The organism is Amycolatopsis sp. NPDC102522 (genome assembly GCF_055584485.1).
Genome location: NZ_JBVJLY010000019.1, coordinates 140,052 through 165,112 on the forward strand (window position 1 = coordinate 140,052; position 25,061 = coordinate 165,112).

Below are 25,061 nucleotides of genomic sequence, written 5' to 3' on the forward strand. Positions count from 1 at the left end.
CCCCTTAAACGTCAGGCGACACCCTAACCGCCCGACGCCGCGGCGAGTGCGGCTTCCACCAGTTCCGCGAGATCTTCCGACCCTTTCGGCAGGGAATTCACCGGCCACCATTGAAGATCGTCCGATTCGTCGCTTTGGACCGGTTGTGCGCCCCGGGGTGCGCGCACCACGAAACGCACGTCGAAATGCCGGGTCGGCACGCCGAGCGAGCAGGTGATCGGGTGGACGTCGAGATGCACCGGAGCCGGATCGATCACCAGGTCCTCGATGCCGGATTCCTCGCGTGCCTCGCGAAGGGCGGCGTCCGCGAGCGTCGCGTCGCCCGGTTCGCAGTGCCCGCCGAGCTGCAGCCAGCGGCCGACCCGCGGATGCAGGGTGAGCACCACGTTTTCCGCGTCGGCGTCGAGAAGGACGGCCGACGCGGTGATGTGCCCGGCCGCACATTCGCGACGGCAGACGTCGTCGCGGGCGGCGAGGAAGCCGAGATAGGCCTGGCGCAAGGATTCCTGAGCGGCGCCCACCGGTCGCCAACCGGTCAAAGTGGACACAACGTCATCGTGCAGGGTCGCAGCATGCAGGGTCACAGTTCGAGAAGTCCTTCACCGGGCTCGACGGGACCGCGTGCGGGCGGCAGGGCGGCGGGATGTCCGATCGCGACCGCGCCGAGCGGCTCCCAGCGCGCGTCGAGGCCGAGGACCTCGCGCACGAGATCCGCGGCGAAGATGGTCGACCCGATCCAGCACGAGCCGAGGTCTTCGGCGGCGAGCGCGACCAGCAGGCCCTGCACGGCCGCACCGCCGGCGACGGTGAACATCGTGTGCTCACAAGCGTTTCGCCGGTCGTCGCGGTAGGTGTGCGCGCCCTCGGCGACGAGGAACGGCACCACGACTTCGGGCGCGTTGTACAGGATGTCGCCGCGGCTGAGGCGTTTCGCGACCTGCTCGGCGGTGAAGTCGTCGCCTTCGAGATCGGCCTGCCACGACGCCTTCATCGCGTCGAGAAGCTTGTGGCGCAAGCCTTCCTCACGCAGCCACACGAACCGGACCGGCTTCGTGTGGTGCGGCGCGGGCGCTGTCAGCGCTGTCCCGACCGCGCGGCGTAGCACCTCGGGATCGACCGGCTCGTCGGTGAACGACCGGATCGAACGCCGCGCGAGCACCGCTTCCCGGCGGCCCTGCGCGAGCGCTTCGTTGGTACCGAGGCGGAACAGGTCCTCCTCGATCGGCCGGAGCAGTTTGCGGGCCGTCGAACCGTCATCGGTCAGCCGCAGGCCGCGCACCACGGCGGCCGGCGTCCCGCCGAGCTTGCCCTTGACCAGATCCGCCGCGGCGGCGAGTTCGTCGGCGATCGCCACCTCGGTGACCGCGAGTTCGTTGCCCTGGCTGTCGATCTCGCCCGCGTACGAATGCAGCACCCGCAGGCCGGACGCGCCGATCGCGGCGTCGGTCTGCCCGACCCGCCACGCGCGGCCCATGGTGTCGGTGACCACGACAGCGACCTCGACGCCCATCCGCTCGCGCAGCCCGTTCCGCAGCGCGAGCGCGGAGGCGTCCGGGTCGGTCGGCAGCAGCGCGACCTCGCCGGAGGCCACGTTCGACGCGTCCACGCCGGACGCGGCCTGCACGATGCCCTGCTTGTTCTCGGTGATCACCGTCCGGTTGATCCGCGCGATCACGCGGACGGACTCGTCCTCGACGAGCTTGCGCCGGGCGGCGTCGCGCTCTTCGGGATCGGCCGGGACGCGGATGAGCATGCCCTCGGCCTTGGAGACGATCTTGCTCGTCACGACCAGGACGTCACCCGAGCGCAGCCACGGGGCCGCCGTGACGATCGCGCCGGTCAGGTCGTCGCCGGGGCGGAACTCCGGGAGCCCGTCGACCGGCAGGATCTCGATCTTCGCGGAAGCGTGGTCAGGCAGTTTTGCTTCAGGCAAGGGAAACTCCGGCCAAATCGAAAGCCGCGAGCACCATCGCCGCGGTCGCGTCCACATCGGACATCAGCAGGGGGACGTCGCGGACGGCGACACCCGGCACGTCGACGGTCTCGCCCTCGGAGACCAGCCAGCCGTCGAGCACGCCCTCCGGGGACTCCTTGCGGGAGCCGTAGTGCCGTCCGACGGCTTCGGCCGAGGTCTCGACACCGATCGCGCTCAGGCACGCGTCGGCCATGCCGCGCAACGCCTTCCCGCCGATGATCGGCGAGACACCGACGACCTTGGCGCGCGTCTTCCGCAGCGCGTCGCGGATTCCCGGGACACCGAGGGTGGTGCCCACCGAGACCACCGGATTGGACGGCGCGAACAGCACGATGTCGGCGCCCGCGATCGCTTCGAGCACGCCCGGCGCCGGCTTGGCCTCGTCGGCGCCGACGGCGACGATCGAATGCGCCTTCGGCTCGGCGCGGTAGCGCACCCACCACTCCTGGAAGTGGATCGCCTTGCGCTGGTCCGGCTCTTCCGGATCGTCGATCACGACATGCGTTTCGACCCGGTCGTCCGACATCGGCAGCAGGCGCACCCCCGGCTGCCAGCGTTCGCACAGCGCCTCGGTGACCTGCGAGAGCGGATAACCCGCGCGCAGCATCCGCGAACGGATCAGATGCGTCGCGATGTCCTTGTCGCCCAAACCGAACCAAGTCGGCTCGGCGCCGTACTCAGCGAGTTCCTCCTTGACCGTCCAGGTCTCGCCGGAGTGACCCCATCCGCGCTCTTTGTCGATCCCCCCGCCGAGGGTGTACATGCAGGTGTCCAGGTCCGGGCAGATGCGCAGACCGTGCATCCACACGTCGTCCCCGGTGTTCACCAGCGCGGTCACCTCGTGCGGCGATTCCGGCGCGGAACCGATCGCGGGCAGACCCAGTGCTTGCTTGACCCCCAGCAGGAAGCGGGCTCCGCCCACTCCGCCGACCAAAATGACGACCTTCACGACGGGCGATCCTCGCACGCGCCGGGACCCGGGGCCCAGTAGCGGTACCTGTGGTGCTCCGTACAGCCCAGGTTCTCGTACAGCTTCAGCGCGCCGGAGTTCGCCACGGCGACCTGCAGCACGACCCCCGTGGCGCCCTGGGCGGCCGCCCAGCCGCCCGCCGCGTTCATCAAGCCGCGGGCCAGCCCCCGCCGCCGGAACTCCGCCCGGACCTCCAGCCTGCCGATGTGCAGCCACTCGCCGACGATCACGCCGCGCACCGCCCCGGCCGTGACGCCGTCGAGTTCCACGACCCCGAAGCCGACCTTGCCGGTGCTGAGGACATGCCGTGGCGCCTCCGCCGGCTCCGCGCTGCCCGTCGTCATTTCCCACCATCCGGACGTCGGTTCGTCGAGAATCACCGCTCCCGCCGAGGTCCCGTGTGAGAGCGGCCCGGTCAGCACCGAAACCTCGTGCGCGGGCTTGTGTTCCACATACTGGACCCAGCCGGAGGCGGCGATCGCGTCCTCCGCGGACGTGTTCTGGATCACCTGAACGACCGGCGGGATGGCATGATGGTGGGCGAAGTCACAGACCGCCCGCAGGGCGTCTGGCAGCGGTTTTCCCGGGTCACCGATCGCCAGCGCGCTGTTGGCGCGGGCGGTGAACCCGTCCGCCCAGCGCAGTCTCCAGTCGCCGATCCGGCGCTCCAGCAGAGGCGTCCAGGCCTGGCTACAGGTGAGCTCGAGCATTTCCGCACTGTTCACGGTTAGATTGTGCCAAGGAAGGCAGTGGAGGGACCCCGATGAGCATCGCGCGCAAGGACGACAGGCACAACGAAGACCTCGTCCGCGAAATCTCTGACGGCTTCAACCGGGCATTGGGCGCGGAAAAGGTCGTCGAAGAGAAGGAAACGGAAGCGGCGAAGCCCGCCGCGCCGAAGTTCGTCATCACCGGGGACAGCAGGGCCACTCCGCCGCCTCGCCGGAAGGACCGCTGAAAGCCCATACCCGGAGTACGGATAAGGGTGGCCTAAGCGGGCCTGTCGCGCCCGTGGGCGCGTAATGTCCGTTGCAGACTGGTGAAGCAGAGATAAGCAGGAGTACGCAGTGACCTACGTGATCGCCGAGCCCTGCGTCGATGTGCTCGACAAGGCCTGTATCGACGAGTGCCCCGTGGATTGCATCTACGAGGGTGACCGCATGCTGTACATCCACCCGGACGAATGCGTGGACTGCGGTGCCTGTGAGCCGGTCTGCCCCGTCGAGGCGATCTACTACGAGGACGACGTCCCCGACGAGTGGAACCCGTACACCAAGGCCAACGTCGACTTCTTCGACGAACTCGGCTCGCCCGGTGGCGCCTCCAAGGTCGGCAAGACCAGCCACGACCCCGCCTTCATCAAGGCTCTTCCCCCGCAGGGCGAATGAGCCGGGTCGCTCTTCCTGATTTCCCCTGGGACTCCCTCGCCGGAGCCAAGGCGAAAGCCCAGGCGCACCCCGGCGGCATCGTCGACCTGTCGATCGGCACGCCGGTGGACCCGGTCCCCGAGAGCATCCGCGCGGCGCTCGCGTCCGTGTCGGAGATCCCGGGGTATCCGACCACGCACGGGATCCCCGAGCTGCGGGCCGCCGCGATCGAAGCCCTTTCGCGGCGGCACGGCATCGAAGGCGTTCCCGAAGCGGCCGTGCTGCCGACGATCGGTTCGAAGGAACTGGTCGCCTCGCTGCCGCGACAGCTGGGATTCGGTCCCGGCGACCTCGTCGTCATCCCCGAGGTGGCGTACCCGACCTACGAGGTCGGCGTGCTGCTGGCGGGTGCTTCGCTGCTGCGCGCGGACAGCACTTTCGCGCTCGGCCCGCAGAAGCCCGCGATGCTGTGGCTGAACTCGCCGTCCAACCCGACCGGACGCGTGCTCGGTGCCGACCACCTGCGCAAGGTCGTCGACTGGGCGCGGGAACGCGACGTCGTCGTGGTCTCCGACGAGTGCTACCTGGCGCTGGGCTGGGAAAGCGAGCCCGTGTCGATCCTGCACCCGTCGGTGCACGGCGGGTCCCTCGACGGTCTGCTGGCCGTCCACTCGCTGTCGAAGTCCGCGAATCTCGCCAGCTACCGCGCCGGCTTCGTCACCGGTGACCCGAAGCTCGTCGCAGGGCTGCTGGAGATCCGCAAACATTCCGGGCTGATCGTGCCGCGGCCGGTGCAGGAGGCCATGGTCGCCGCACTGAAGGACGACGAAGCCCTTGTCGTGCAACGGGAACGCTACGCGCGCCGCCGGCTGGTGCTGCGGAAGGCGTTGCTGGACAGCGGTTTCGAGATCTCGCATTCCGAGGCAGGCCTGTACCTCTGGTCCACGCGCGGGGAGTCCGCGCTGGACACCGTCGACTGGCTCGCCGAGCGCGGCATCCTCGCCGCGCCGGGCACGTTCTACGGGCCGACGGGTGACCGTCACGTGCGGATCGCCCTGACGGCGACGGACGAACGGATCGACGCCGCGGTGGAGCGCCTCGCTTCCTGATCAGCTGAAGTACATGAAGGCCCCCTTCCTTGCGCTAGGCGCAAGCAAGGGGGCCTTCATGTACTTCTAGCTCACGTCGCGGCCGGTGAAGCCCCGGTAGATGAACCGCGTCAGGGCGTCGATGGCCTCTTCCTCGGAGACGGACTGGTCCAGCAGCCAGGTGTGCGCGAAGCCGTTGACGAGTTCGGTCATCATCGCCAATGAAAGGCGTTCCGAGGCGGGAAGTTCCATCCCTGCCGCGGTGACGTACCCGAGGTGGTCGAGGAGGTCCGCCGCCTGATCGGCGCCGAACCGCGCGAACGTGCGCGCGAAGTCGTCGCTCACCATCGCGGCCTGGCGCAGCGCCAGCATCGTCGCGGCGTTGTCGCGATGGAAGTTCCAGTACTCGCGGACGTGCCAGCGCACCGCGTCCGGGTCGGTGAAGTCGGCTTTGTGCTCCGGCGAGGTCGCGTTGACGTCACTCGCCGCCGCGAGGTCCGCGAGGAGCGCTTCGAGCAGTTCTTCCTTGCCCGCGAAGTGGTTGTAGAACGATCCCGCCGCGCGTCCGGCCTCGGCCGTGATGTCGGTGATCTTGGTGTTCAGGTATCCCTTCGCCGCGAAAACGCGCTTCGCCGCGTCCTTGAGCGCGGCTTCGGTCTCCGCCGCCTTCTCCTTGCGGCTCGTCGCCGTCATCGGCACCTCCTTGACACGGAAGGCTAGCAACGATCATAGTGAATATAGATTCACTGAATCATAATTCACTGGAGGAGAGATGACCGACGTACTGATCGCGGGAGCCGGGCCGACCGGGCTCACGCTGGCCATCGACCTGGCGCGCCGCGGCGTCGCCGTGCGGATCGTGGAGAAGGCCGCGACGTTCTTCGAGGGCTCGCGCGGCGACGGCCTGCAGCCGCGCACGCTGGAGGTCTTCGAGGACCTCGGCGTGCTGGACGCGGTGCTGGCCGCCGGGCAGCAGCCGGTGCCGATGAAGATCCACCTGGGCGGCGAGGTCGTCGGCGAGCGGATGATGGCCGAGATCGCCGAACCGACGCCGGACGTGCCCTACCCGAACGGCTTCTTCCTGGGCCAGTCGCGGACCGAGGGGATCCTGCGCGACAGGCTCGCCGAGTTCGGCGTCCAGGTCGAGCTCGGCACCCCGCTTCTCGGCTTCGAGCAGGACGCCGACGGCGTGACGGCCGAGCTGCCGGGCGAGCGGATCCGGGTCGACTACCTCGTCGGCGCCGACGGCGGGAAGAGCTTCGTGCGCAAGGCGCTCAGGATCGCGTTCGAGGGCACCACCGACGAATCGATCCGCATGCTGCTGGGCGACGTCCAGGCCGAGGGGCTCGATCGCGAGTACGGGCACTGGTTCGCGAAGCCCGAAGACCCCATGACGGGGATCGTGCTCACGCCACTGCCCGGGGTGCCGCACTTCCAGTTCGGCGCGCCGCTGGGCGAGGAGCAGGTCGAGGCGTCACTGGACACCCTGCAGTCCCGGCTCGACGAGCTGTCCGGCGGCGGGGTCCGGCTGCACGATCTCACCTGGTCGACGGTGTGGCGGCCCAACATCCGGCTCGCCGAGCGGTTCCGGGACGGCCGCGTGTTCCTCGCCGGCGACGCGGCGCACGCCCACCCGCCGACCGGTGGGCAGGGGCTCAACACCGGCGTCCAGGACGGGTACAACCTGGGCTGGAAGCTCGCCGACGGCTCACCGGAGCTGCTCGACAGCTACGAGCCCGAGCGTCGCGGGGTCGCCGCGCGGGTGCTGAAGATCAGCACGGAGATCCTCGAAAAGTACAAGGAAGGCGCGGACGACGCGCACGAGCGCGGCGAGAACACGCGCCAGCTCGACATCGGCTACCGCGGCGGCCCGCTCGCGCCCGCGGCGACCGGCCGGATCCGGCCCGGCGACCGCGCCCCGGACGCGCCGCTCAAGGACGCGAACGGCAAGTCCGTCCGGCTGTTCGAGCTGCTGCGCGGCCCGCAGGCGACGATGCTGGTGTTCGGCGACGGTCCGGCGCCCGAAGGCGCACGGCGGATCCTGCCCGCGGGCAGCGCACTGTCCGATGTGGACTTCGAAGACGTCGGCGGGCACGCCTTCGCCGCCTACGAAGCCGAGAACGGGCGGCAGGTGTCGATCCGCCCGGACGGCTACATTCGCGGGCTCACCGCGTAGGCGGCCGCATCGACCTCCGCCCAGACGTCGCGCCACACGGCGCGGACCTGCGCGCGGCGCAACAGTTCCTTCTCCGCGACCCGGCCCGCGATGAAGGCGACTTCGGAGTCGACAGAGGCTACGACGCTCCGCATGCGATCGGCGGCGACGCAGGCGTCCTGATGGTCCCCGAGGATGGTCTGAAGGTTCTTCGTGGCCTTGATCAGCCGCTGGATCCGCTCCGCCTGCTTCTTCTTCGCGGCGGGCTTGGCCATCTCGGCGGCGTAGCGGAGCTTCTTGCCGTAGATGCGAAGCGCGTGAAGGTCGTCATCCGGGGGATCGGAGGGAAGCGCCCTCACCGCCTTCGCGAGCTTTCGATGCGGCTTCGTCAGCCCGGCGACGAGGTCCGCCGAGGTCTGGGAATTCCCGGAGGCGGGCTCCTCGGCGGCGGGCTGCCGGGCTAGACGGCCGATGTCCTGCAGCATCGAGGCGTACCGGGGGCTGGCGAGAGCGCGGGTGAGCCGCCGCTTCGCGACACCGCGTTCGGTGACGAACTTCGAGACCAGACGGCGCGCGGCGGGCTGGTCGCGCACCTCGAACTCGGCGACGACCTCGCGGAGATGCCCGATCAGGACGTCGAAGTCGCGGACGTCGCCGAGGGACTGCCCGAGCCAGCCGAGTTCGGCGCGCACCGGCTCGGCGCCGGGACCGACGAGGCGGCCCGAGAGCTTGAGGACGCTCCGCATCCGGCGCAGCGCGACCCGCATCTGATGCAGATCCTCGGGGTCGGCGCCGGATTTGGTGCCCGGTTCGTGCGCGAGGAGCGCGCGGATCTCGACGTCGAGTTTGACCCGGACGTGGGTGGCCGCCGGATCGTCCGGCCCGGCTTTCGCGGGGCGGTCGCCGAGCCCGAGCGCGGCCGGAGTGGTCGAAGGGACGTTCTCATGCGGCAGGGTCTCGGCTGTCACAAGATGAATTCTAGGTGAACCGGCAAGGTGGTCCAGACCGTGAGAGAAGCAAGGGACCTTTGCTATCGCTCTCCGGGGGAGAGTGACAGCAAAGGTCCCTTGCTCTCTTCTTCGACAGTGTGCCGACGCCATGAACGGCCCGTTACTTGCAAAATTTGCAAGTAACGGGCCGTTCATCGCACGTGTGTCCCAGGCTCGCGCGCCTGGAGGCGAGCCGCGACCCCGGGCGATACCAAAGGTCCCCTGCTCTCTTTTCGCAGGTCAGTTGGCGTGCAGGGCCGCGTTCAGCTCGATGCCGACGCCGGTGCGCGCGACGACCTCGACGGCGCCGGTCCCGGAGTTCCGCCGGAACACCGCGCCCGAGACGCCGGACAGCTCCAGCGCCTTCACGACCTTGCCCTCGAAGGTCACCTTCGTGCCGGCCGTGACGTAGAGGCCCGCTTCGACGACCGAGTCGTCGCCGAGCGAGATGCCGACGCCGCCGTTCGCGCCGATCAGGCAGCGCTCGCCGATCGAGATGGTCTCCTTGCCGCCACCGGACAGCGTGCCCATGATCGACGCGCCGCCGCCGACGTCGGAGCCGTCGCCGACCACGACACCGGCCGAGATCCGGCCCTCGACCATCGAGGCGCCGAGCGTGCCGGCGTTGAAGTTGACGAAGCCCTCGTGCATGACGGTGGTGCCGTTGGCCAGGTGCGCGCCGAGGCGGGCGCGGTCGGCGTCGGCGATCCGGACGCCGGTGGGCACGACGTAGTCCACCATGCGCGGGAACTTGTCCACGCTGTAGACGGTGACGTTGCCGCGCGCCCGCAGCCGCAGCCGGGTCGCCTCGAAGCCCTCGACGGGGCACGGCCCGTGGTTGGTCCACACGACGTTCGCCAGCAGGCCGAAGACGCCGTCCAGGCTCGCGCCGTGCGGCCGGACCAGACGGTGCGACAGCAGGTGGAGGCGCAGGTAGACGTCGTGCGTGTCACCGGGGGCGTCGGCGAGGCGGGCGATGGTCGTGCGGACCGCGACGACCTCGACACCGCGATCGGTGTCCGGGCCGAGCTGGGCCGCGGCGGCCTCACCGAGGGCCTCGGAGGCCTCTTCGGCGGTCAGCCGCACCGTGCCGGGCTCGCTGCCGGCGCCGTCGGTCAGCTTGGGCAGCGGGAACCAGGTGTCCAGCACCGTGCCATCGGTCGTGACGGTGGCCAGGCCGACGCCGGTGGCGCCGGTCGTTTCGGGATCAGGGGTCTGCTCGCTCACGCCCTGAACGGTAACCCAGTGATCCGCGTCAGCCGCCGACGAGGCTCTTCACGCTGGTCAGCGCGGCCGACATGTCGATGAGCGCCTGGCTGCACGGGCCGCCCGGAGCGTCCTGGTCCTGACAGTTCGTGGTGCGGAAGACGGAGATCGGGCGGTCGAGCGCTTCGGCGTTCGGCACCAGGTCCGGGCGGCGCTTGCGGACGCTGCCCGCGGCGCTGGAGAGTTCGGTGACGTACTTCTGGCAGCCCTTGGGGGATTCGGTCCCCGGCGCCAGATAGCACTGGTCTGTGCTCAGCGCCTTGAGCTTGATCGGCAGCACGTCCGGCCCCTCGCTGCGCGTGGGTTTCACCGTGACCGGGACCTCGTTCGCTCCGCAGCCGCTGAGTACCAGGAGTAGGGCGAGCAGGATCGCTTTGGTGCGCACGCCTTCACGGTAGCCCCGAGGCCACGCCGGTACGGTGCGGGCATGCCTTCGCTCGATCTGCACGCCGACCCCGTCGACCTCACCGCCGCGCTGGTGGACATCTTCAGCGTCTCGGAAGAGGAGAAGGTCATCGCGGACGTCGTCCAAGCGGCGCTGGAGACGCAGGCCCCGCATCTCGAGGTGATCCGCAACGGCGACGCGGTCCTCGCCCGGACGAACCTCGGCCGTCCCTCGCGGGTGCTGCTGGCGGGGCATCTCGACACCGTTCCGGTGAACGAGAACATGCCCGTACGCCGTGAGGGGACCGGTGACGACGAGATCCTGCACGGCCTCGGCACCGTCGACATGAAGAGCGGCGACGCCGTCTTCCTGCACCTCGCCGCCGCTCTCCGCGAGCCGAGGCACGACATCACCTTCGTGTTCTACGACTGCGAAGAGATCGAAGCGACGAAGAACGGCCTCGGCCGTATCGAGCGCGAGCTGCCCGAGTGGCTGCAGGCCGATCTCGCGATCCTCGGCGAGCCTTCGAACGGCGGGATCGAGGGCGGGTGCCAGGGCACGATGCGGATCGAGATCCGCGTCGAAGGCGTCCGGGCGCACACCGCGCGCGGCTGGATGGGCGTCAACGCGATCCACGGTCTCGCCGAACCGCTGCGCAGGCTGGACGGCTACACGCCGCGGGTGGTCGACATCGACGGCCTGACCTACCGCGAAGGCCTGCAGGCCACGAAGATCGGCGGCGGTGTCGCGGGCAACGTCGTGCCGGACGAGGCCGTGCTCACGATCAACCACCGCTTCGCGCCCGACCGCTCGTCGGAAGAGGCCGAAGCGCACCTTCGCGAGGTCTTCGAGGGCTACGACGTCAAGGTTGTCGACTTGTCGCCAGGAGCGTTGCCCGGCCTGAGCGCCCCCGCCGCGGCCGAACTGGTCGCCGCTGCCGGAGGCAAGGCGGTCGCGAAGCTGGGCTGGACCGACGTCGCGCGCTTCGCGGCTCTCGGGATTCCGGCGGTGAACTTCGGTCCCGGTGACCCGACGCTGGCGCACACGCGGCAGGAAAACGTGCGCGCGGGCGAGATCCGGCAGGTCGCCGCGGTGCTGCGCGAGTTCCTCAGCTAGCCAGCGCGAGCAGTTCGCCGAGCGCCCGCTCAGGACCGCCGTAGGTGAGGAACGAGATGGCGAACATGGGCGCGACCACCCGGCTCCAGGCGTAGAGCCTGTCGACGTCGAGCCCGCACGCGTCCGCCACGAGGCGACAGCGGGCGTCGACGCCTTCGTGCTCGGCGCCCGCCACCACGTAGTCGACGGCGTCGAAGCACGGATCGCCCACGCACGCCTTCGGGTCGATCGCGATCAGGCCGCGCGCCGCGCCGCCGTCCAGGACGTTGCCGAGGTGGAGATCGCCGTGGAGCAGCACGACCCTGTCCTGGCTGTCCAGCAACACCTGGCAGCGCTCGATCGCCCGCTGCCAGGTGTCCTGGCCGATCCGGGCGCCGATGGCCGGATCGGCCAGCCTCCGGCCGATCCGGTCGAAGGACTCCTCGAACCGGCCTCGCAGGGTCCACGGCCAGTCCGCGGGCGGAGCCACGGCGTGCAGCGCGGTCAGCAGCTCTCCCCAGCGCGAAGGCAAGGACGCCGACGGCAGGTCCTCGGCCACGGTCCCGGGCTGGATCTCCTCCAGCATCATCGCGCCGTCGTCCGCGTCGGCGGCCAGCACGGCGGGCACCCGGCCCGTCGGCGCGAAGACCCGCAGCATTTGGAGCTGTTTGGCCAGCAGCGCCCCGTTCGGGCTGAGCTTGAGCACCGCGGGAGTCCCGTCTGACCAGCGGCAGCGCAGGACGACGGACGAGGCCCCGCTGTCGAACAACTCGCCGAGCGTGAAGCCCCAGCGGGCGGCCAGCCGCGCGGCGAGGGCCGGAACCCCGGCGAGCCACCCTTCGGCGTCCGGACCGAATCGGCCCACCAACCGGGCGCCGATGTCTTCCAAGTCCACTTCGGTCACTTCGGAACGTCCTCCTCCGCACCGAGCAGGAGCAGTCCGCGCCGCAGCAGATCCGCGGCTTCTTCGGAACGACCCTGATCGCGTAGCAACTCTCCCGCTTTGTCGACCGAAGCGGCCAACACACCCCGAGCATCGCGAAGAGCGGCGACGTCGATGGCGTGCGCGAAGCCTGCTTCGGCCGCTTCGAGGTCTCCGCGCGCCAAAGCGAGCGAGCCCTGCTGGAACGTGAGCGACGCGGAGAGCGGCGAGTCCGCAGGGATGACTTCGACCGCTTCGGCGAGCAGCGCGGCGGCGTCGTTCAGACGGCCGAGTTCACGGCAGACGTCGGCGAGTTCCAAGGTGACGGCGTGATCGGGCGCGGCCGCCCGTGACGCGCGAAGGTCGGCGAGAGCGCCTTCGAGGTCTTCGGTACGCCGGACCAGCGCCCGCGCGAACAGGCACCGGGCGAGCACCGGGCGCAGGGCGCGTTCGTGGAGCAGGTCGTGCAGCACCGAGACGGCGGAGATGGCGTCGGCCACCCGTCCTTCGCCGAGATACGCCTCGGCCAGCCGTCGCTGGTTCCCGGTGAGTTCGGCCAGGATCTCCTCGCCGCCGCGAGCCAGCCGCAGCGCCTCGCCCGCGTGGTGCGCGGCCTGAGTGGTCTCGCCGAGCCGGAGCCGTCCTTCGGCGAGGTACGCGTGCAGGGTCAGCAGGAGCACCGGATGCGGATGGTCGTCGAGGCTCGCGTCGAGCGCGGTCCGGAGCAGGTGCATCGCGTGGTGCGGCTCCCCAGAGCCGATCAGGACGTTCGCCCGCAGCGCGGCGGCCAGTTCGCGATACGGCGGGATGTCGTCGGCGAGAGCGGCTTCGGCGGCGGCCACCAGCCGCGGCCGGGTGCCGCCCTCGGTGAACCGCGCGACCCACAGCCAGGCGAGCCCGGCCTGACGGCGCCGTCCGATGCCTTCCGCCCGCCGCGCCAGCCGCCGCATCTTCGAAGCCGAGCCGGTCCCCGTGAGGAAGTCCGCCGCGGCCGCCGCGATGTCCAGATCGAGCCGGACGTCGTCCCGGGGCGAGGTCACGCCGAGCAGCTCACCGGTGTCCACCCCGAGCCGCGCGGCGAAGTGGCGCAACGCGTCACCGGACGGTGTCCGCGCCCCCGTCTCGACGGACGAGACGTAAGCGGCGGTGTAGTGCGGCTCGGCGAGTTCGCGCTGGGTGAGGCCGCGTTCGGCGCGCAGCCGCCGCAACCGTCCGCCGACCTCGTCACCCATGACCGAGAACGATACGGGCGAACGCGCCGAAAGGTTGTGCGCACGGCACCGCAACTTCTCCCGGTCCAGGGCCGTATCCCCGGATGTGACCGAAGATCTCCGGAAGGATCGATGACCGTGCGCCGGGCTCTGGCCATCGCCGTCTGCGCCCTGGTCATCGCGGGCTGCGAAGCCCATCCGGTCGCTCCTCCCGCGGTGACCCCGGTACCGGTCATCGCTTCGCCGACAGCACTCTCGATGCCTTCGCCGAAGCCCGTGCCGGCGCCGCCGTCCACCGGGATCACCTTCCCGCAGGCGGGATCCGGCCAGTGGATCTTTCCCCTCGGTGAGGGCCCTGTCGACGGGCAGGCCGGAAAGCTGGTGCGGTACCGCATCGCCATCGAGGCCGACATCGCCGGCGTGAGCTCGGACGAATTCGTCAAAGCGGTCGAGTCCACTTTGGCCGATCCTCGCGGCTGGACCGGCGGCGGGCGCTGGCGGTTGCAGAGAGTCGGTGCCGACGGCCCGTTCGACTTCACGCTCTACCTCGCCACGCCGAAGACGCGCGACGCGCTGTGCGGCAGGCCGGACGGCTACACCTCGTGCCGCAACGGGAACAGCGTCGTGCTCAACGTCGCGCGCTGGGCGGACGGCGTCCCCGGTTATGGCGCGCCGCTGACGGTCTATCGCCAGTACATGGTCACGCACGAGGTCGGGCACCGGCTCGGGCGCGGTCACGAGAAGTGCCCCGTGCCGGGTGCCCTCGCGCCGGTGATGCAGCAGCAGACGCTGGGCCTGCACGGCTGCGCCCCGAATCCGTGGCCCTATCCGGACGGGACGCAGTACTCGGGACCTTCGGGGGAGTACGCCGATCCGATCCCGGGCGGCGACTCGTGAGTGGCTAGGACGGTTCTAACCGCTCTTGCCACTCACGAGACCGAGCGCTTACTTGCGCCTTTGGTGGCTCTGTAGTGACGGTGTGGCTGTGGTCAGGGTGTTGCGAAAGGGTGGCGTGGAGTGCGGTGTAGAACCTCGTGAGTGGTAAGGCTGGTTCTAACCGTCCTCACCACTCACGAGGCCCAGTGCGGACTCGCGCGGTCAGCGGCCCTGCAGCGACCGCACGTTGTTCCCGAACGTCCAGCTCCGCGAACCGTCCCAGTTGATCGACCAGGTCATCAGGCCCTTGAGCCCCGGAATGCCGCGGTACGCCTGGGAAACCAGCCCCGGCGACATGTAACCGCCGCCGGCGCCGGCCTGCGCGGGCAGGCCCGGAACCTGCTTGTCGTAAGGAACGCGGATCGTCGTGCCCTGGATCACCAGGCCCTTGTCGAGACACTCCGTCTGCTTGACGAAGCCCTGAACCGTCCCGGCCTGGTACGAATCGCCGGAGCAGCCGTACATGCTTCCGTTGTAGTACTGCATGTTCAGCCACCACAGCCGGCCGTTGTCCGCGTACTTCTTGATGATCGGCAGGTACGCGCCCCAGATCGAGCCGTAGACGACGCTGCCGCCGGTGACGTACGCGGTCTCGGGCGCCATGGTGAGCCCGAAGTTCGAGGGCATCGCGGCGAGCACGCCGTCGATGATGCGGATGAGGTTCTTCTGCGACGCCGAAAGCGTGGTGATGTTCCCGCCACCGGTGAGGCCGGTTTCGATGTCGATGTCGATCCCGTCGAAGTTGTACTTCTTCAGGATCGGCACGATGGTCGCGACGAACTTGTCCGCCACGGTGGCGGAGTTCAGGTCGATCCCCGCGGTGGCACCGCCGATGGACATCAGGATCGTCGAGCCCGCGTCCTTGGCGGCACACATTTCGGACGGGGTCGCGACCTTCACAGTCGCGTCCATCCCATCCTCCCATTTTGCCGTTCCGTCGGACAGGATGACCGGAAAGGCCGCGTTGATCACGTTGTACCCGTTGTTCTTGATCCGGGCGTCGGTGATCGGGATCCAGCCGAGCGGCGGGTGGACGCCGTTCGAAGCGCCGTCCCAGTTCTCCCAATAGCCTTGCAGGACCTTGCCCGCGGGCTTCGATTTGACCGCGCAGACCTCGGCGTCCGTCGAGGCTTGCGCCGGGGTCAGGACGACCAGCGTGGTGACGGCGAGTACCGCCGCGCCGGTGATTGCGAGCAGCCGTGAGACGCGACCGAACATACCCAGCTCCCATCTCGAAAGCGGTTGTGAACGAACAACAGGAAGCGGCCGTTCGGCTCAACATAGGTCGCGGTGCCCGGCTCCCGCTACCGACGATCGGGTGGTCTAGACCAGATATCGAAAGGTTGTCCGGAAATCGTTCCCACGCACGAGGGCCATCCCACGAGGCCGGGTGTCCTCGTGAGATGGCCCTCGCCATTCGGGTGGATCAGACGGTGATGGTCCAGCTGTCGAGCGTGCCGGTGTCACCGGAGTAGGCGTCGTAGACCACGAGCGTCCAAGTGCCGGAAGCGGCTTCGTTGGTCACCGGGACCGAGTAATTCCTGGTGCCCAGCTCGGTGCAGGGCAGCGAGCCGGTGGCCTTGACGGAGTACGTGCTGCCGTCGGGGGCCTTCAGGCTGATCCGGAGGTCCTCGGAACAGGTGTGCGTACCGGTGATCGACACCTTGACCGGCGAAGTCGCCGTTCCCGTCGCGGTGGACGTGATCGGGCTGTTCACCGTGCCGTAGTCGTTGATCGGGTAGTCGGTGCCGTTGGTGAACGTGCGCACGCTGACGTTGCCGACGGTCAGCGTGTACTGCGCCGTGCGGTCCACCGAGGTCCCGTCACCGGTCACCGTGATCGTGCTTGTCCCGTTGGGCGTGTCCGCCGACGTCTGGATGGTGAGCGTCGAGGAGGCGCCTGACTGCACCGAAGCCGGGTTGAACGTCGCGGTCGCCCCGGCGGGAAGACCGCTGGCGCTCAGCGAAACCGCCTGTGCCGCACCGGAAGTCGTCGTGGTGTTGACCGTGACGGTCGCCGACTGTCCAGGTTGGACGGTGCCGGACGACGGGGAGAGACCGAGCGAGAAGTCGGGCCCCGTCGGGGTGGTGACGGCGAGCTTCCAGAGCGCGTAACCGATCGCGTCGCTGTTCTTCTCCAGCGGGGTGTCCGGGATGTTGGACGTCGTGTCGCAGGCACGGTGGTAGCAGTTGTCGAACGCCGCGCCCGCGGTGCCGCCCCACTTCGCCCGCTGTGCGGAGCTCTTGATGTCCCCGGCACCGGTCGCCAGTCCGCCGACCGGGATACCGGCGGCCTTGAACGACGCGTGGTCCGAACGGCCGTCGCCCTCGGAGTCCCCTTCGGTCTGGATGCCGATCGAGGTGAAGTACTCGTCGAACATCGCCTTGACCGAAGCGACGTCGTCATAGACGAAGTAACCCCAGTTGCTGGAGCCGATCATGTCGAAGTTCAAGTAGGTCTTGATCTTCGTGCGCTCGGCCTGCGGCAGGTTGTTGACGTAGAACTTGGACCCGCGGAGGCCGGACTCCTCGTCGGCCCACCAGCCGAAGCGGACCCGCTTGGCCAGCGTGGGGTTCTCGCGCGCCAAGGTCAGCGCGACTTCGAGGATCGAGGCCGAACCCGAGCCGTTGTCGTTGATGCCGGGACCGGCGGCGACACTGTCGAGGTGCGCGCCGAGCATGATGACCTGGCTCGCGTCGCCCTGCGGCCATTCCGCGATCACGTTCTGGCTCTGGCCCCCACAGCTGGTGCAGGTCTGCAGCGTGACGTTGTAGCCGGCGTCGCGCAGCTTCTGCGACACATAGGACACCGACGCCGTGTAGCCGGACCGTCCGGCGGCCCGGTTGCCGCCGTTCTGGTTGGCGATGGTCTGCAACGCGTTCAGGTGTGTCTTGATGTTGGCGAGCGAGATGTCCGGCGCGGCGTTGGCGGCCGTGACCGCCTGCGCCGGCGTCACGACGACACCCAGTACGGCGGCCATGCCGACGACGGCCGCTCCTATTCGCTTTCCCCACTTCATGCCGGGGTTTTCCTTCCTTGACGGGATTTGAGGAAGGACTCCTGCCCCCGGCCGGGCCGGGGGCAGGAGTCCTTCGCCTGCGAGGGGGAGCTAGACGGTGATCGACCAGCTGGAGAGCGTGCCGGTGTCACCGGAGTAGGCGTCGTAGACCACGAGGGTCCAGGTGCCTGCCGCGACCTCGTTGGTCACCGGGACCGAGTAGTTCCGGGTGCCCAGCTCGGTGCAAGGCAAGGAACCGGTGGCCTTGACCGAGTACGTGCTGCCGTCGGGGGCCTTCAGGCTGATGCGAAGGTCCTCGGCGCAGGTGTGCGTACCCGTGATCGTCACCTTCACCGGGGACACGGCGTTGCCGGTCGCGGTGGAGGTGACCGGGCTGTTCACCGTGCCGTAGTCGTTGATCGGGTAGTCGGTGTCGTTGGTGAACGTCCGGATGTTGCTGCTGGTGCCGACGGTCAGCGTGTACTGAGCGGTGTGCGTGCCGCTGGTCCCGGTACCGGTCACCGTGACGGTGCTGGTGCCGTCAGGGGTGCTCGCCGACGTCGCGATGGTGAGCGTCGAGGAGGCACCGGACTGGACCGACGCCGGGTTGAACGTCGCGGTCGCCCCGGCGGGGAGGCCGCTGGCGGTCAGCGAAACCGTCTGAGCCGCACCGCTGACGGTCGCGGTGTTCACCGTGACGGTGGCCGAGTCGCCCGCCTTCACGGTGCCCGACGCCGGGGTGACGCCGACCGAGAAGTCGGGGCCGGACGGGGTGCACGAGGTCGGCTCACCGGTCGCCGCGGTGACACTGATGCCTTCCCACGCCGCCTTGGTGGTGTTGAACTCGGTGCAGGAGTTCGGGTACAGCGCGAGCGCCGCTTCCAGGGTCGCCTTGCGGGCGGCCTTGTGGTTCCAGCCGGAGGTCTTCTTCAGCAGGCCGTTGTAGAAGATCTTCGCGGCCTTCTGGATGCCCAGACCGGTGATCGAGGTGTTGTTGCAAGTCGGGCTGGCCGGCTTGCCCGAGGGCGCGGTGCCCTCGGCGAGCAGGTAGAACCAGTGGTTCTGCGGGCCCGCGGCGGCGTGCACCTCGGTGTTCGGGATGGACGACGAGTAGCAGTTCGGGTTACCCGAGATCTTGCTCGGCTGGTACATGTAGCGGATCGGGCCCTGGCCGACCAGGTTCACGCCCTCGCCGACCTCGTAGTCCGGGGTGTCCTTGGCGTTGTTGGCGTAGTGCTCGGTGATGGCGCCGAAGATGTCACCGGTGGACTCGTTCAGCCCGCCGTTCTCGTTGCCGCTGCCCGCGCCACCCGGGGTGGTCTGGAAGATGGCGTGGCCGAACTCGTGCGCGACGACGTCCATCGAAGTGGCCTGGCGCTGGTTGTCCTGCGAGTGCCCGAAGGTGGTCGAGGAACCGTCCCAGTAGGCGTTGACCTGGTTGAGGCCGACGGAGGCGGGGAAGCCGCCGCCGCTGCCGTTGATGCCGTTGCGGCCGAGCCACTCGCTCAGCATCTTCCACTCGGTCTGGACGCCGAAGAGCGTGTCGACACAGGCGGTTTCCAGGTTGGTGCCGGAACCGTTGCCCCAGTTGTCGTCAGGACCGGAGTAGATCGCGCCGTTCTGCGGCTTGCAGCTGATGTTGGGGCGCCCCGGGTCGCGCATGGAGTAGGTGCCGCCGGAGTTCGTCGTGTCGATGCTGACGTTGCCGACGTAGTAGCTGTTCCCGGCGCCCAGCACGCTCGTGCCGGTCGACGTGTTCTGCGTGGCGGCGGGGATGTTCGACATCTTGACGTCGTCACGGGTGTCGAGGATCGCCCCGGAGGCGCCGTCCACGAAGACGTGCAGGTTGCTCGGGTTCGCCGCCTTGGTGCCCTTGACGACGACCTCGTAGGCGAGCTTGGGGGAGTTCCCCGCCAGCACGACGAGCTTCGGCGCGACGACACTGTCTACTTTGGACAGCTGGCCTCGGGCGACCTCGGCCGCCCTCGCCGCGGTGATCTTGGCCTTGGTGTCGACCGAGATCGCCGCGGTCTCCGCGGCGCTGGTGCCGTGGACGCGCCCGGCGCCGTCGGCGACCACCACCGCGTCCCCGCCGACGACCGGCAGGCCACGGTAGGTTCGTTCGTAAGCGGCGTAGAAGAGTCCTCCGCCACCCGGTGTCATCCCGACGCGGCGGAAGCTCTCCTGAGCGCCCTTCCGCAAGTGGTCTACACCAGCCGTGGCGGCCTGGTCGGCCGCGCTCGCGGCCACCGCGTCGGGGCTCGCGGGCTGGATGGTGGCGGTGGTCGCGTTCGCCGGGATCGCCGGGAACGTCATGCTCATGGCAAGGCCGGCGATTGCCGCCAACCCTGTTCTGAGCCCTCGCTGAACGGTCATGGGAACCTTCCATGGGCAGGACCGTGTACCCGGCACGGCCCATTGGCGCGGCGGGGAATTCGACCGGATCGGGAGCACGGCGGGGACGGGGATGCGTGTCCATTCAGATAACTGGAGTTATCTCGATGGACACGTTCGAAGTAAAGGAGCTGCTCACTGCGAGCGTCAATGGGCCGGATGGCCTAGTGGTACGGGTGAAGATCATTTCACGGGGAATAAAATCCCTGTGTAGTAAGGATTTTCCCGCCGGTCGCGATATATGGCGACTTTCGTATGGTTTTCAGTCCGTCGGCCCGGAATCGGACATAGCGGCCGCGCGTACACCGCGGCGATAGGCTTCCGACGCTTCTTCGATTAATCCGCGAGCACGCAACGTGTCACCCAAATGCAGAGAGGTGGCGACGAGCGCGCCGAGTAATTCCGAATTCTCCTGTGCGGTGGCGGCTTCTTCGAGCAACGCGGTCGCCTCGGGCAGATCGCCGCGGGCGCGGGCGATGAGTCCCAGTAACCGGAGAACCTCTGTCCTCGCTTCGATGTCGGGGGATCGATCCAGAAGCGGCCGGATCCCTTCGGCGAGTTCGGCGGCTTCGTCGAGCGCCCCTTGACGACGGCGGACGTCGGCGAGTTCGATCGTCGCGCCGAGGACCCCTTCGGCGGAACCGGCCTCGGCGAGGAGATCGCGAGCGAGCCGGAGTTCGGCGTGCGCCTCGTCGAGCTTGCCGAGCCGCCGCCACAGGAAGCCGCGCGCCCAGCGGCTCCGGGCGGCGTCCCGGTCGTAGCCGATGGAGGTGAACAGCCGCAATGCCCGCGAAAGGTCTTTCTCGGCCCTGTCGGCCAGGCCGATCTGCTGCCACAACTGCGCGGCCTGCCGGTGGTAGCGCGCGGAGATGTCCTTGCGGCGGGCCGAAGCGAGGGTGCGCCTGCCTTCTTCGGCGGCCCGCCGGGCGCGGCGGAGGGCGCCCATTTCGATGAGCGGGTGGATCAACGCGGTCACCAGTGCCAGTTCGGCGTCGGGGTCGACGGGGCCGGCGGCCCGGAGCCCGGCGAGCGCGGTTTCGACGAGGGCGACCGCGCCGCCGAGGTCGCCCGACAGCGCGCGGCAGGCCGCGACTCGGTTGACGATCATCGCCGACAGTCGCGGCGACGCGGCGTCGGCGAGTTCCAGCGCGTGCGCGAATCCCTTGGCCGCGGACGGGATGTCGTAGCGCTGCCACTGGACTTCGCCGAGATAGAACCGCGCGTGGCACTGGACTTCCGGTAGCCGGTACTCCGCCGCGCGCTGTTCCACGCGGGTGAATTCGCGTTCGGCGGCTTCGAGTCCGCCTTGCTGCAGTTCGCGATACGCGGTTTCGAGCGCGCCGGTGAGTTCCCCGGCGGCGCCCGGTGGCCTGCCGAAACGGAGTTCGTCCGCGGTCAGGCCGAGCCGTCGCGCCAGATGGGACACCACGTCGTCCGAGGGCAGGCGGCGGCCCGCTTCGACCTTGGCGAGGAAGCCGCGGTCGTAGCGGGGCTCGGCGAGCTCGCGCTGGGTCAGCCCGCGCGCCCGGCGCAGCCGCCGGATCCGCGCGCCGAGTGGTTCTGCCCCGGTCGGCATGGACGGCACCCGGACCACGGTAGACGATTTCCCGCGGTTTCCGGGGTCGGCGGCCCAGGTGGGTGAGCAACGCGGTGAACGCGGGGGCCGGGACCACGAGAACCGGCCTGACCTCGACGCGGCCGTCACGGTGGGATACCCGCTGACAGTGGTTCGGATCCGGTGACTTTCTCTCGGCGAATCGGACATATTGACGGCGAAGGTCCCGAGGGCTAGCGTCTTGCGCCATAAAAAGGAAACTTTCTTAACTAATTACGAGCGGGGCGCCGATGATGGTGAGTTCCTGGTCCCGGGCGGTGGCCGCGGTTTCGGCACTGGTCCTCGGGGGTTTGACGGTTCCGGCGGTTTCGGCCGCGGCGGCGGTGCAGGGTGAGGTCCGGGTCGACCAGGTCGGTTACGGCATCACCGAGACCAAGTACGCCTACCTCCTGTCCAGCGCGCCGGGTTCGTTCTCGGTGGTCGACGAACGCGGCTGGACCGTCCATCGTGGACGGACCGGTGCCTCGCTCGGCGCCTGGAACGCGAAGTACCCGGCGGTGTACCAGCTCGACCTGTCGAAGGTCTGGCTGCCGGGCAAGTACCGGATCGTGGTCAGCGGCGAGACCAAGGCGACGTCGCCGACGTTCCGGGTGGACACCAAGGACCGGCTCTTCACGCCGCTCGTCCGTGCCACCAACGAGTTCTTCCAGGCGCAGCGCGACGGCGACGACATCGTCCCCGGCCGCCTCGGCCGCAAACCCTCGCATCTGGCCGACAAGCAGGCCACGGTCTACGACCGGCCGGTGTTCGTGGGCGAGGGTGGCGACGAGATCGCCGAGCCGCTGAAGCCGATCGGCGGGCCGATCGACGTCGAAGGCGGCTGGGTCGACGCGGGCGACTTCGTCAAGTTCACCTCGAACACGGCGTATTCGCTGGCGGAGCTGGGATACGTGCTCCGCGAGGGCTACGACCCGGTGCTGGCCAAGGAGGTCAAGCTCGGCCTCGACTGGCTCGACAAGATGTGGGACCAGCAGAACAAGACGCTCTACGCCCAGGTCGGGATCGGGACGGGCAGCGACAAGTTCGGCTTCCTCGGCGACCACGACGTCTGGCGCAACCCGCACGACGACGACGCGCTCGATGTGAAACCCGGTGACCCCAAGTACTTCGTCAAACACCGGCCGGTGTTCCCGGCGAACCCCGGCGGTTCCGCGCTCAGCCCGAACCTCGCCGGCCGTGTCGCCGCCGCGTTCGCGCTCGGCGCACAGGTCGAGGCGAAGCGGAACCCCGCGCTGGCAAAGAAGTACCTCGCCGAGGCCGCCTCGGTCTTCGCGCAGGCCAAGACCGAGAACGTCGGCGAACTGGTCACCGCGTTCCCGCACGCGTACTACCCGGAATCGTCCTGGCGTGACGACATGGAACTCGGCGCGACGCAGCTCGCCTTGGCGGGCAAGGCTTTGCGGGATCCGAGGTCCGGTGAGTGGACGCGGCAGGCGGCGCACTGGGCGAAGGCCTACATCGACCTCGAAGAGAAGAGCACGCTCAACCTGTACGACACCAGCGCGCTGGCGCACGCCGAACTGGCGAAGCTCCTGCGGCACGGTGTCCCGGGCGCCGCGCTCGGCCCGAAGGAGCTGATCGGCGACCTGCGGCGTCAGCTCGACGAAGGTGTCGCGGGCGCGGCGAAGAGTCCTTTCCGGACGGCCGTTTCGGTCAAGGACTTCGACGCCGCCAGCAAGAGCTTCGGGTTCGCCGCGACGGAGCGGCTGTACGCGGACGTGACCGGTGACCGGCGGTACGCGGCGTTCGGTTCGCAGCAGCGGAACTTCACCCTCGGCGCGAACGCGTGGGGTGTCTCGCTGGTCGTCGGTGTCGGCACGACGTCGCCGAAGTGCCCGCACCACCAGGCCGCCAACCTCGCGGGTGAGGAGAAGGTGCTCTACGGCGCTGTCGTGAATGGACCGAACGGGGCGGAACACTTCGCGGACCTGCCGTTCCCGGCCGGGGCCAAGGAGTGCACGAAGCCGTTCGACGCCTTCGACACGACCGAGTCCCGCTACACCGACGACCTGGCCTCGTGGCCGAGCAACGAGCCCGCCATCGACTTCACCTCGACGGCCATGCTCGCGTTCGCGCTGGCCGGACGTTCCTAGCCGCGTTCGCGGGGCCCATTCGACGGGTGGGCCCCGCGTTCGCGTACCCGACAACTCCTGTTCGCGGCGATGCCGCCGCTCCGGACGGTGACGACGTCGTAGTCTTGGCGGGGTGAGTGAGACAAGCGAGTTCCCCGACGGCCAGTACCCGGAACGTCCGATCGAACGCCACAAGGGCCCGGTCGTACTGCGGCGGGACCGCCGTGACCAGGGCAGCACCACCGACCAGCGCCTGCTGGACTCGCGGGGGCCGAGCGACTGGGTGCACACCGACCCGTGGCGCGTGCTGCGGATCCAGGCGGAGTTCGTCGAGGGCTTCGGCGCGCTGGCCGAGGTGCCGCGCGCGGTGACGGTGTTCGGTTCGGCACGGACCAAACGGGACCACCCGGAGTACGAACTCGGCCGCAAGATCGGCGGCGCGCTCGCGAACGCGGGCTTCGCGGTGATGACCGGCGGCGGCCCCGGTGCGATGGAAGCGGTGAACCGCGGCGCCAACGAGGCGGGCGGGTTCTCCGTCGGCCTCGGCATCGAGCTGCCGTTCGAGCAGGGCCTGAACCCGTGGGTCGACCTGGGCGTCAACTTCCGGTACTTCTTCGCCCGCAAGACGATGTTCATCAAGTACTCGCAGGCGTTCATCTGCCTGCCCGGCGGCTTCGGCACGCTCGACGAGCTGTTCGAAGCGCTCACCCTGGTGCAGACGAAGAAGGTCACGAAGTTCCCGGTCGTGCTCTTCGGCAGCGACTACTGGGGCGGCCTGTACGACTGGATCGCCAAGACCTTGCTCGCCGAGGGCAAAATCGGCGAGAAGGACCTCGACCTGCTGCACGTCACCGACGACATCGACGACGCCGTGCAGGTCGTGCAGGATTCGTACCAGGCATGGGAGGACACCCACTGATGGCGGCTCCACACCGGGTGTGCGTCTTCTGCGGCTCGTCGATGGGCTTCGACCCGAGCTACGCCGATGAGGCCCGCGCGCTGGGAACCCTGCTGGCCTCGCGGGGCATCGGACTGGTCTACGGCGGCGCTTCGGTCGGGACCATGGGCGTCGTCGCCGACGCCGCGCTGGCCGCGGGCGGCGAGGTGATCGGCGTGATCCCGGAGGCGCTGGGCAGCGTCGAGATCGCGCACGCCGGCCTGACCGAACTGCACGTCGTCGCCGACATGCACCAGCGGAAGGCGAAGATGGCCGCGCTGTCCGACGGCTTCCTCGCGCTGCCCGGCGGCGCGGGGACGCTGGAGGAACTGTTCGAGGTGTGGACGTGGGCCCAGCTCGGGCTGCACGAGAAGCCGATCGGACTGGTCGACGTCGGCGGGTACTACGCGCCGCTGCTGAAGTTCGCCGACCACATGGTGTCGGAGGGCTTCCTGTCGGCGGGGTACCGGGACATGCTCTCGATCGACTCGGACGCTTCGGTGCTTCTGGACGGCTTCGCGGACTACGTGGCTCCTCCGCGTCCTAAGTGGGCTAAGTAGGGCTTGGGTCGCGTTGGGTCGTGAGTGGCGTTTCGGGTTCTATTGAGGGGTAAGGCAAAGGTGTCGGGTCGACGAGGGCGCGAGTTGTCACTCAGGGTGAGGAGTGTGTGGATTTCTGGTCATCCA

The 25,061-nt window shown here is 69.1% G+C and carries 23 protein-coding genes; 9 read left to right on the forward strand and 14 right to left on the reverse strand.

Annotation, left to right across the window (positions count from 1 at the left end; all coding sequences use genetic code 11):
• Positions 1-23: 23 nt before the first annotated feature.
• From ACZ6YV_RS33190 to ACZ6YV_RS33205, 4 genes are read right to left on the reverse strand one after another with little or no spacing between them, the layout of a single operon-like run.
• On the reverse strand, positions 24-548 hold the full coding sequence (locus tag ACZ6YV_RS33190; RefSeq protein ID WP_465513365.1) for an NUDIX hydrolase: 525 nt from the start codon (positions 546-548) through the stop codon (positions 24-26).
• A 32-nt stretch (positions 549-580) separates the two neighbouring features.
• On the reverse strand, positions 581-1,918 hold the full coding sequence (locus tag ACZ6YV_RS33195) for a coenzyme F420-0:L-glutamate ligase (RefSeq protein WP_465513393.1): 1,338 nt from the start codon (positions 1,916-1,918) through the stop codon (positions 581-583).
• A gap of 7 nt (positions 1,919-1,925) precedes the next feature.
• Positions 1,926-2,924 (reverse strand): 2-phospho-L-lactate transferase, encoded by a 999-nt coding sequence (cofD, locus tag ACZ6YV_RS33200; RefSeq protein WP_465513366.1) that lies wholly within the window; start codon positions 2,922-2,924, stop codon positions 1,926-1,928.
• Entirely contained in the window at positions 2,921-3,655 is a 735-nt protein-coding gene (locus ACZ6YV_RS33205; RefSeq protein ID WP_465513394.1) for a GNAT family N-acetyltransferase, read from the reverse strand. The genes cofD and ACZ6YV_RS33205 overlap by 4 nt, the downstream gene beginning before the upstream one ends.
• Before the next feature lie 53 nt (positions 3,656-3,708).
• Here ACZ6YV_RS33205 and ACZ6YV_RS33210 point away from each other — a divergent pair, with 53 nt between their 5' ends.
• The 3 genes from ACZ6YV_RS33210 (at position 3,709) to dapC (ending at position 5,421) form a co-directional block, all read left to right on the forward strand.
• Positions 3,709-3,903 carry a hypothetical protein gene (locus ACZ6YV_RS33210; protein ID WP_465513367.1) on the forward strand — a complete coding sequence of 65 codons (195 nt, stop codon included), beginning with the start codon at positions 3,709-3,711 and terminating at the stop codon, positions 3,901-3,903.
• 109 nt (positions 3,904-4,012) lie between these two features.
• A complete protein-coding gene (gene fdxA, locus ACZ6YV_RS33215) occupies positions 4,013-4,333 on the forward strand; it encodes a ferredoxin (protein ID WP_005155436.1) in 321 nt (106 codons plus the stop codon).
• Positions 4,330-5,421, forward strand: a complete 1,092-nt coding sequence (gene dapC / locus ACZ6YV_RS33220; RefSeq protein WP_465513368.1) for a succinyldiaminopimelate transaminase — start codon at positions 4,330-4,332, stop codon at positions 5,419-5,421. Before fdxA ends, dapC begins: the two co-directional genes overlap by 4 nt.
• A gap of 66 nt (positions 5,422-5,487) precedes the next feature.
• On the opposite strand, the gene ACZ6YV_RS33225 is transcribed toward dapC, so the two are convergent.
• Entirely contained in the window at positions 5,488-6,093 is a 606-nt protein-coding gene (locus ACZ6YV_RS33225) for a TetR/AcrR family transcriptional regulator (RefSeq protein WP_465513369.1), read from the reverse strand.
• A gap of 79 nt (positions 6,094-6,172) precedes the next feature.
• Between ACZ6YV_RS33225 and ACZ6YV_RS33230 the strand changes: the two genes are divergently transcribed.
• The gene (locus tag ACZ6YV_RS33230; protein ID WP_465513370.1) at positions 6,173-7,576 is read left to right on the forward strand and encodes an FAD-dependent monooxygenase; all 1,404 of its coding nucleotides are present in this window, start codon (positions 6,173-6,175) and stop codon (positions 7,574-7,576) included.
• On the opposite strand, the gene ACZ6YV_RS33235 is transcribed toward ACZ6YV_RS33230, so the two are convergent.
• The 3 genes from ACZ6YV_RS33235 to ACZ6YV_RS33245 all read right to left on the reverse strand — a co-directional run bounded on the left by ACZ6YV_RS33235 (position 7,552) and on the right by ACZ6YV_RS33245 (position 10,195).
• Positions 7,552-8,523 (reverse strand): CHAD domain-containing protein, encoded by a 972-nt coding sequence (locus tag ACZ6YV_RS33235; protein ID WP_465513371.1) that lies wholly within the window; start codon positions 8,521-8,523, stop codon positions 7,552-7,554. The genes ACZ6YV_RS33230 and ACZ6YV_RS33235 overlap by 25 nt on opposite strands.
• Before the next feature lie 261 nt (positions 8,524-8,784).
• Entirely contained in the window at positions 8,785-9,771 is a 987-nt protein-coding gene (gene dapD / locus ACZ6YV_RS33240; protein ID WP_465513372.1) for a 2,3,4,5-tetrahydropyridine-2,6-dicarboxylate N-succinyltransferase, read from the reverse strand.
• Positions 9,772-9,799: 28 nt separating this feature from the next.
• Complete coding sequence (locus tag ACZ6YV_RS33245) at positions 9,800-10,195, reverse strand: hypothetical protein (RefSeq protein WP_465513373.1); 396 nt, start codon at positions 10,193-10,195, stop codon at positions 9,800-9,802.
• Between the two features lie 42 nt (positions 10,196-10,237).
• Between ACZ6YV_RS33245 and dapE the strand changes: the two genes are divergently transcribed.
• Positions 10,238-11,311, forward strand: coding sequence for a succinyl-diaminopimelate desuccinylase (gene dapE / locus ACZ6YV_RS33250; protein WP_465513374.1), 1,074 nt, complete (start codon positions 10,238-10,240; stop codon positions 11,309-11,311).
• Here dapE and ACZ6YV_RS33255 read toward each other — a convergent pair.
• On the reverse strand, positions 11,304-12,194 hold the full coding sequence (locus ACZ6YV_RS33255) for an aminoglycoside phosphotransferase family protein (RefSeq protein ID WP_465513375.1): 891 nt from the start codon (positions 12,192-12,194) through the stop codon (positions 11,304-11,306). The two genes, dapE and ACZ6YV_RS33255, sit on opposite strands and share 8 nt — an antisense overlap.
• A complete protein-coding gene (locus ACZ6YV_RS33260) occupies positions 12,191-13,444 on the reverse strand; it encodes a helix-turn-helix domain-containing protein (RefSeq protein WP_465513376.1) in 1,254 nt (417 codons plus the stop codon). Before ACZ6YV_RS33260 ends, ACZ6YV_RS33255 begins: the two co-directional genes overlap by 4 nt.
• Positions 13,445-13,555: 111 nt before the next feature.
• Here ACZ6YV_RS33260 and ACZ6YV_RS33265 point away from each other — a divergent pair, with 111 nt between their 5' ends.
• Entirely contained in the window at positions 13,556-14,320 is a 765-nt protein-coding gene (locus tag ACZ6YV_RS33265; RefSeq protein WP_465513377.1) for a DUF3152 domain-containing protein, read from the forward strand.
• Positions 14,321-14,521: 201 nt separating this feature from the next.
• On the opposite strand, the gene ACZ6YV_RS33270 is transcribed toward ACZ6YV_RS33265, so the two are convergent.
• The 4 genes from ACZ6YV_RS33270 to ACZ6YV_RS33285 form a co-directional block, all read right to left on the reverse strand.
• Positions 14,522-15,577 carry a chitinase gene (locus ACZ6YV_RS33270; protein WP_465513378.1) on the reverse strand — a complete coding sequence of 352 codons (1,056 nt, stop codon included), beginning with the start codon at positions 15,575-15,577 and terminating at the stop codon, positions 14,522-14,524.
• Positions 15,578-15,785: 208 nt separating this feature from the next.
• Positions 15,786-17,378 carry a M20/M25/M40 family metallo-hydrolase gene (locus ACZ6YV_RS33275; RefSeq protein WP_465513379.1) on the reverse strand — a complete coding sequence of 531 codons (1,593 nt, stop codon included), beginning with the start codon at positions 17,376-17,378 and terminating at the stop codon, positions 15,786-15,788.
• A 90-nt stretch (positions 17,379-17,468) separates the two neighbouring features.
• Positions 17,469-19,673 carry a M4 family metallopeptidase gene (locus tag ACZ6YV_RS33280; protein ID WP_465513395.1) on the reverse strand — a complete coding sequence of 735 codons (2,205 nt, stop codon included), beginning with the start codon at positions 19,671-19,673 and terminating at the stop codon, positions 17,469-17,471.
• Between the two features lie 340 nt (positions 19,674-20,013).
• Positions 20,014-21,327 carry a helix-turn-helix domain-containing protein gene (locus tag ACZ6YV_RS33285; protein WP_465513380.1) on the reverse strand — a complete coding sequence of 438 codons (1,314 nt, stop codon included), beginning with the start codon at positions 21,325-21,327 and terminating at the stop codon, positions 20,014-20,016.
• Between the two features lie 269 nt (positions 21,328-21,596).
• Here ACZ6YV_RS33285 and ACZ6YV_RS33290 point away from each other — a divergent pair, with 269 nt between their 5' ends.
• The 3 genes from ACZ6YV_RS33290 to ACZ6YV_RS33300 all read left to right on the forward strand — a co-directional run bounded on the left by ACZ6YV_RS33290 (position 21,597) and on the right by ACZ6YV_RS33300 (position 24,935).
• Positions 21,597-23,459: a glycoside hydrolase family 9 protein gene (locus ACZ6YV_RS33290; protein ID WP_465513381.1), complete on the forward strand. Its 1,863-nt coding sequence runs from the start codon at positions 21,597-21,599 to the stop codon at positions 23,457-23,459.
• A gap of 112 nt (positions 23,460-23,571) precedes the next feature.
• A complete protein-coding gene (locus ACZ6YV_RS33295; RefSeq protein WP_465513382.1) occupies positions 23,572-24,357 on the forward strand; it encodes an LOG family protein in 786 nt (261 codons plus the stop codon).
• A complete protein-coding gene (locus tag ACZ6YV_RS33300; protein ID WP_465513383.1) occupies positions 24,357-24,935 on the forward strand; it encodes an LOG family protein in 579 nt (192 codons plus the stop codon). Before ACZ6YV_RS33295 ends, ACZ6YV_RS33300 begins: the two co-directional genes overlap by 1 nt.
• Positions 24,936-25,061: the final 126 nt, after the last annotated feature.

Coding starts and splice junctions, on each gene's coding strand:
- ACZ6YV_RS33205 (WP_465513394.1), bottom strand. CDS start 3,655: ATGCTCGAGCTCACCTGTAGCCAGGCCTGGACGCCTCTGCTGGAGCGC.
- ACZ6YV_RS33275 (WP_465513379.1), bottom strand. CDS start 17,378: ATGAAGTGGGGAAAGCGAATAGGAGCGGCCGTCGTCGGCATGGCCGCC.
- ACZ6YV_RS33270 (WP_465513378.1), bottom strand. CDS start 15,577: ATGTTCGGTCGCGTCTCACGGCTGCTCGCAATCACCGGCGCGGCGGTA.
- ACZ6YV_RS33285 (WP_465513380.1), bottom strand. CDS start 21,327: ATGCCGACCGGGGCAGAACCACTCGGCGCGCGGATCCGGCGGCTGCGC.
- ACZ6YV_RS33260 (WP_465513376.1), bottom strand. CDS start 13,444: ATGGGTGACGAGGTCGGCGGACGGTTGCGGCGGCTGCGCGCCGAACGC.
- dapC (WP_465513368.1), top strand. CDS start 4,330: ATGAGCCGGGTCGCTCTTCCTGATTTCCCCTGGGACTCCCTCGCCGGA.
- dapE (WP_465513374.1), top strand. CDS start 10,238: ATGCCTTCGCTCGATCTGCACGCCGACCCCGTCGACCTCACCGCCGCG.
- ACZ6YV_RS33225 (WP_465513369.1), bottom strand. CDS start 6,093: ATGACGGCGACGAGCCGCAAGGAGAAGGCGGCGGAGACCGAAGCCGCG.
- ACZ6YV_RS33290 (WP_465513381.1), top strand. CDS start 21,597: ATGATGGTGAGTTCCTGGTCCCGGGCGGTGGCCGCGGTTTCGGCACTG.
- ACZ6YV_RS33265 (WP_465513377.1), top strand. CDS start 13,556: ATGACCGTGCGCCGGGCTCTGGCCATCGCCGTCTGCGCCCTGGTCATC.
- ACZ6YV_RS33280 (WP_465513395.1), bottom strand. CDS start 19,673: ATGACGTTCCCGGCGATCCCGGCGAACGCGACCACCGCCACCATCCAG.
- ACZ6YV_RS33210 (WP_465513367.1), top strand. CDS start 3,709: ATGAGCATCGCGCGCAAGGACGACAGGCACAACGAAGACCTCGTCCGC.
- ACZ6YV_RS33230 (WP_465513370.1), top strand. CDS start 6,173: ATGACCGACGTACTGATCGCGGGAGCCGGGCCGACCGGGCTCACGCTG.
- ACZ6YV_RS33300 (WP_465513383.1), top strand. CDS start 24,357: ATGGCGGCTCCACACCGGGTGTGCGTCTTCTGCGGCTCGTCGATGGGC.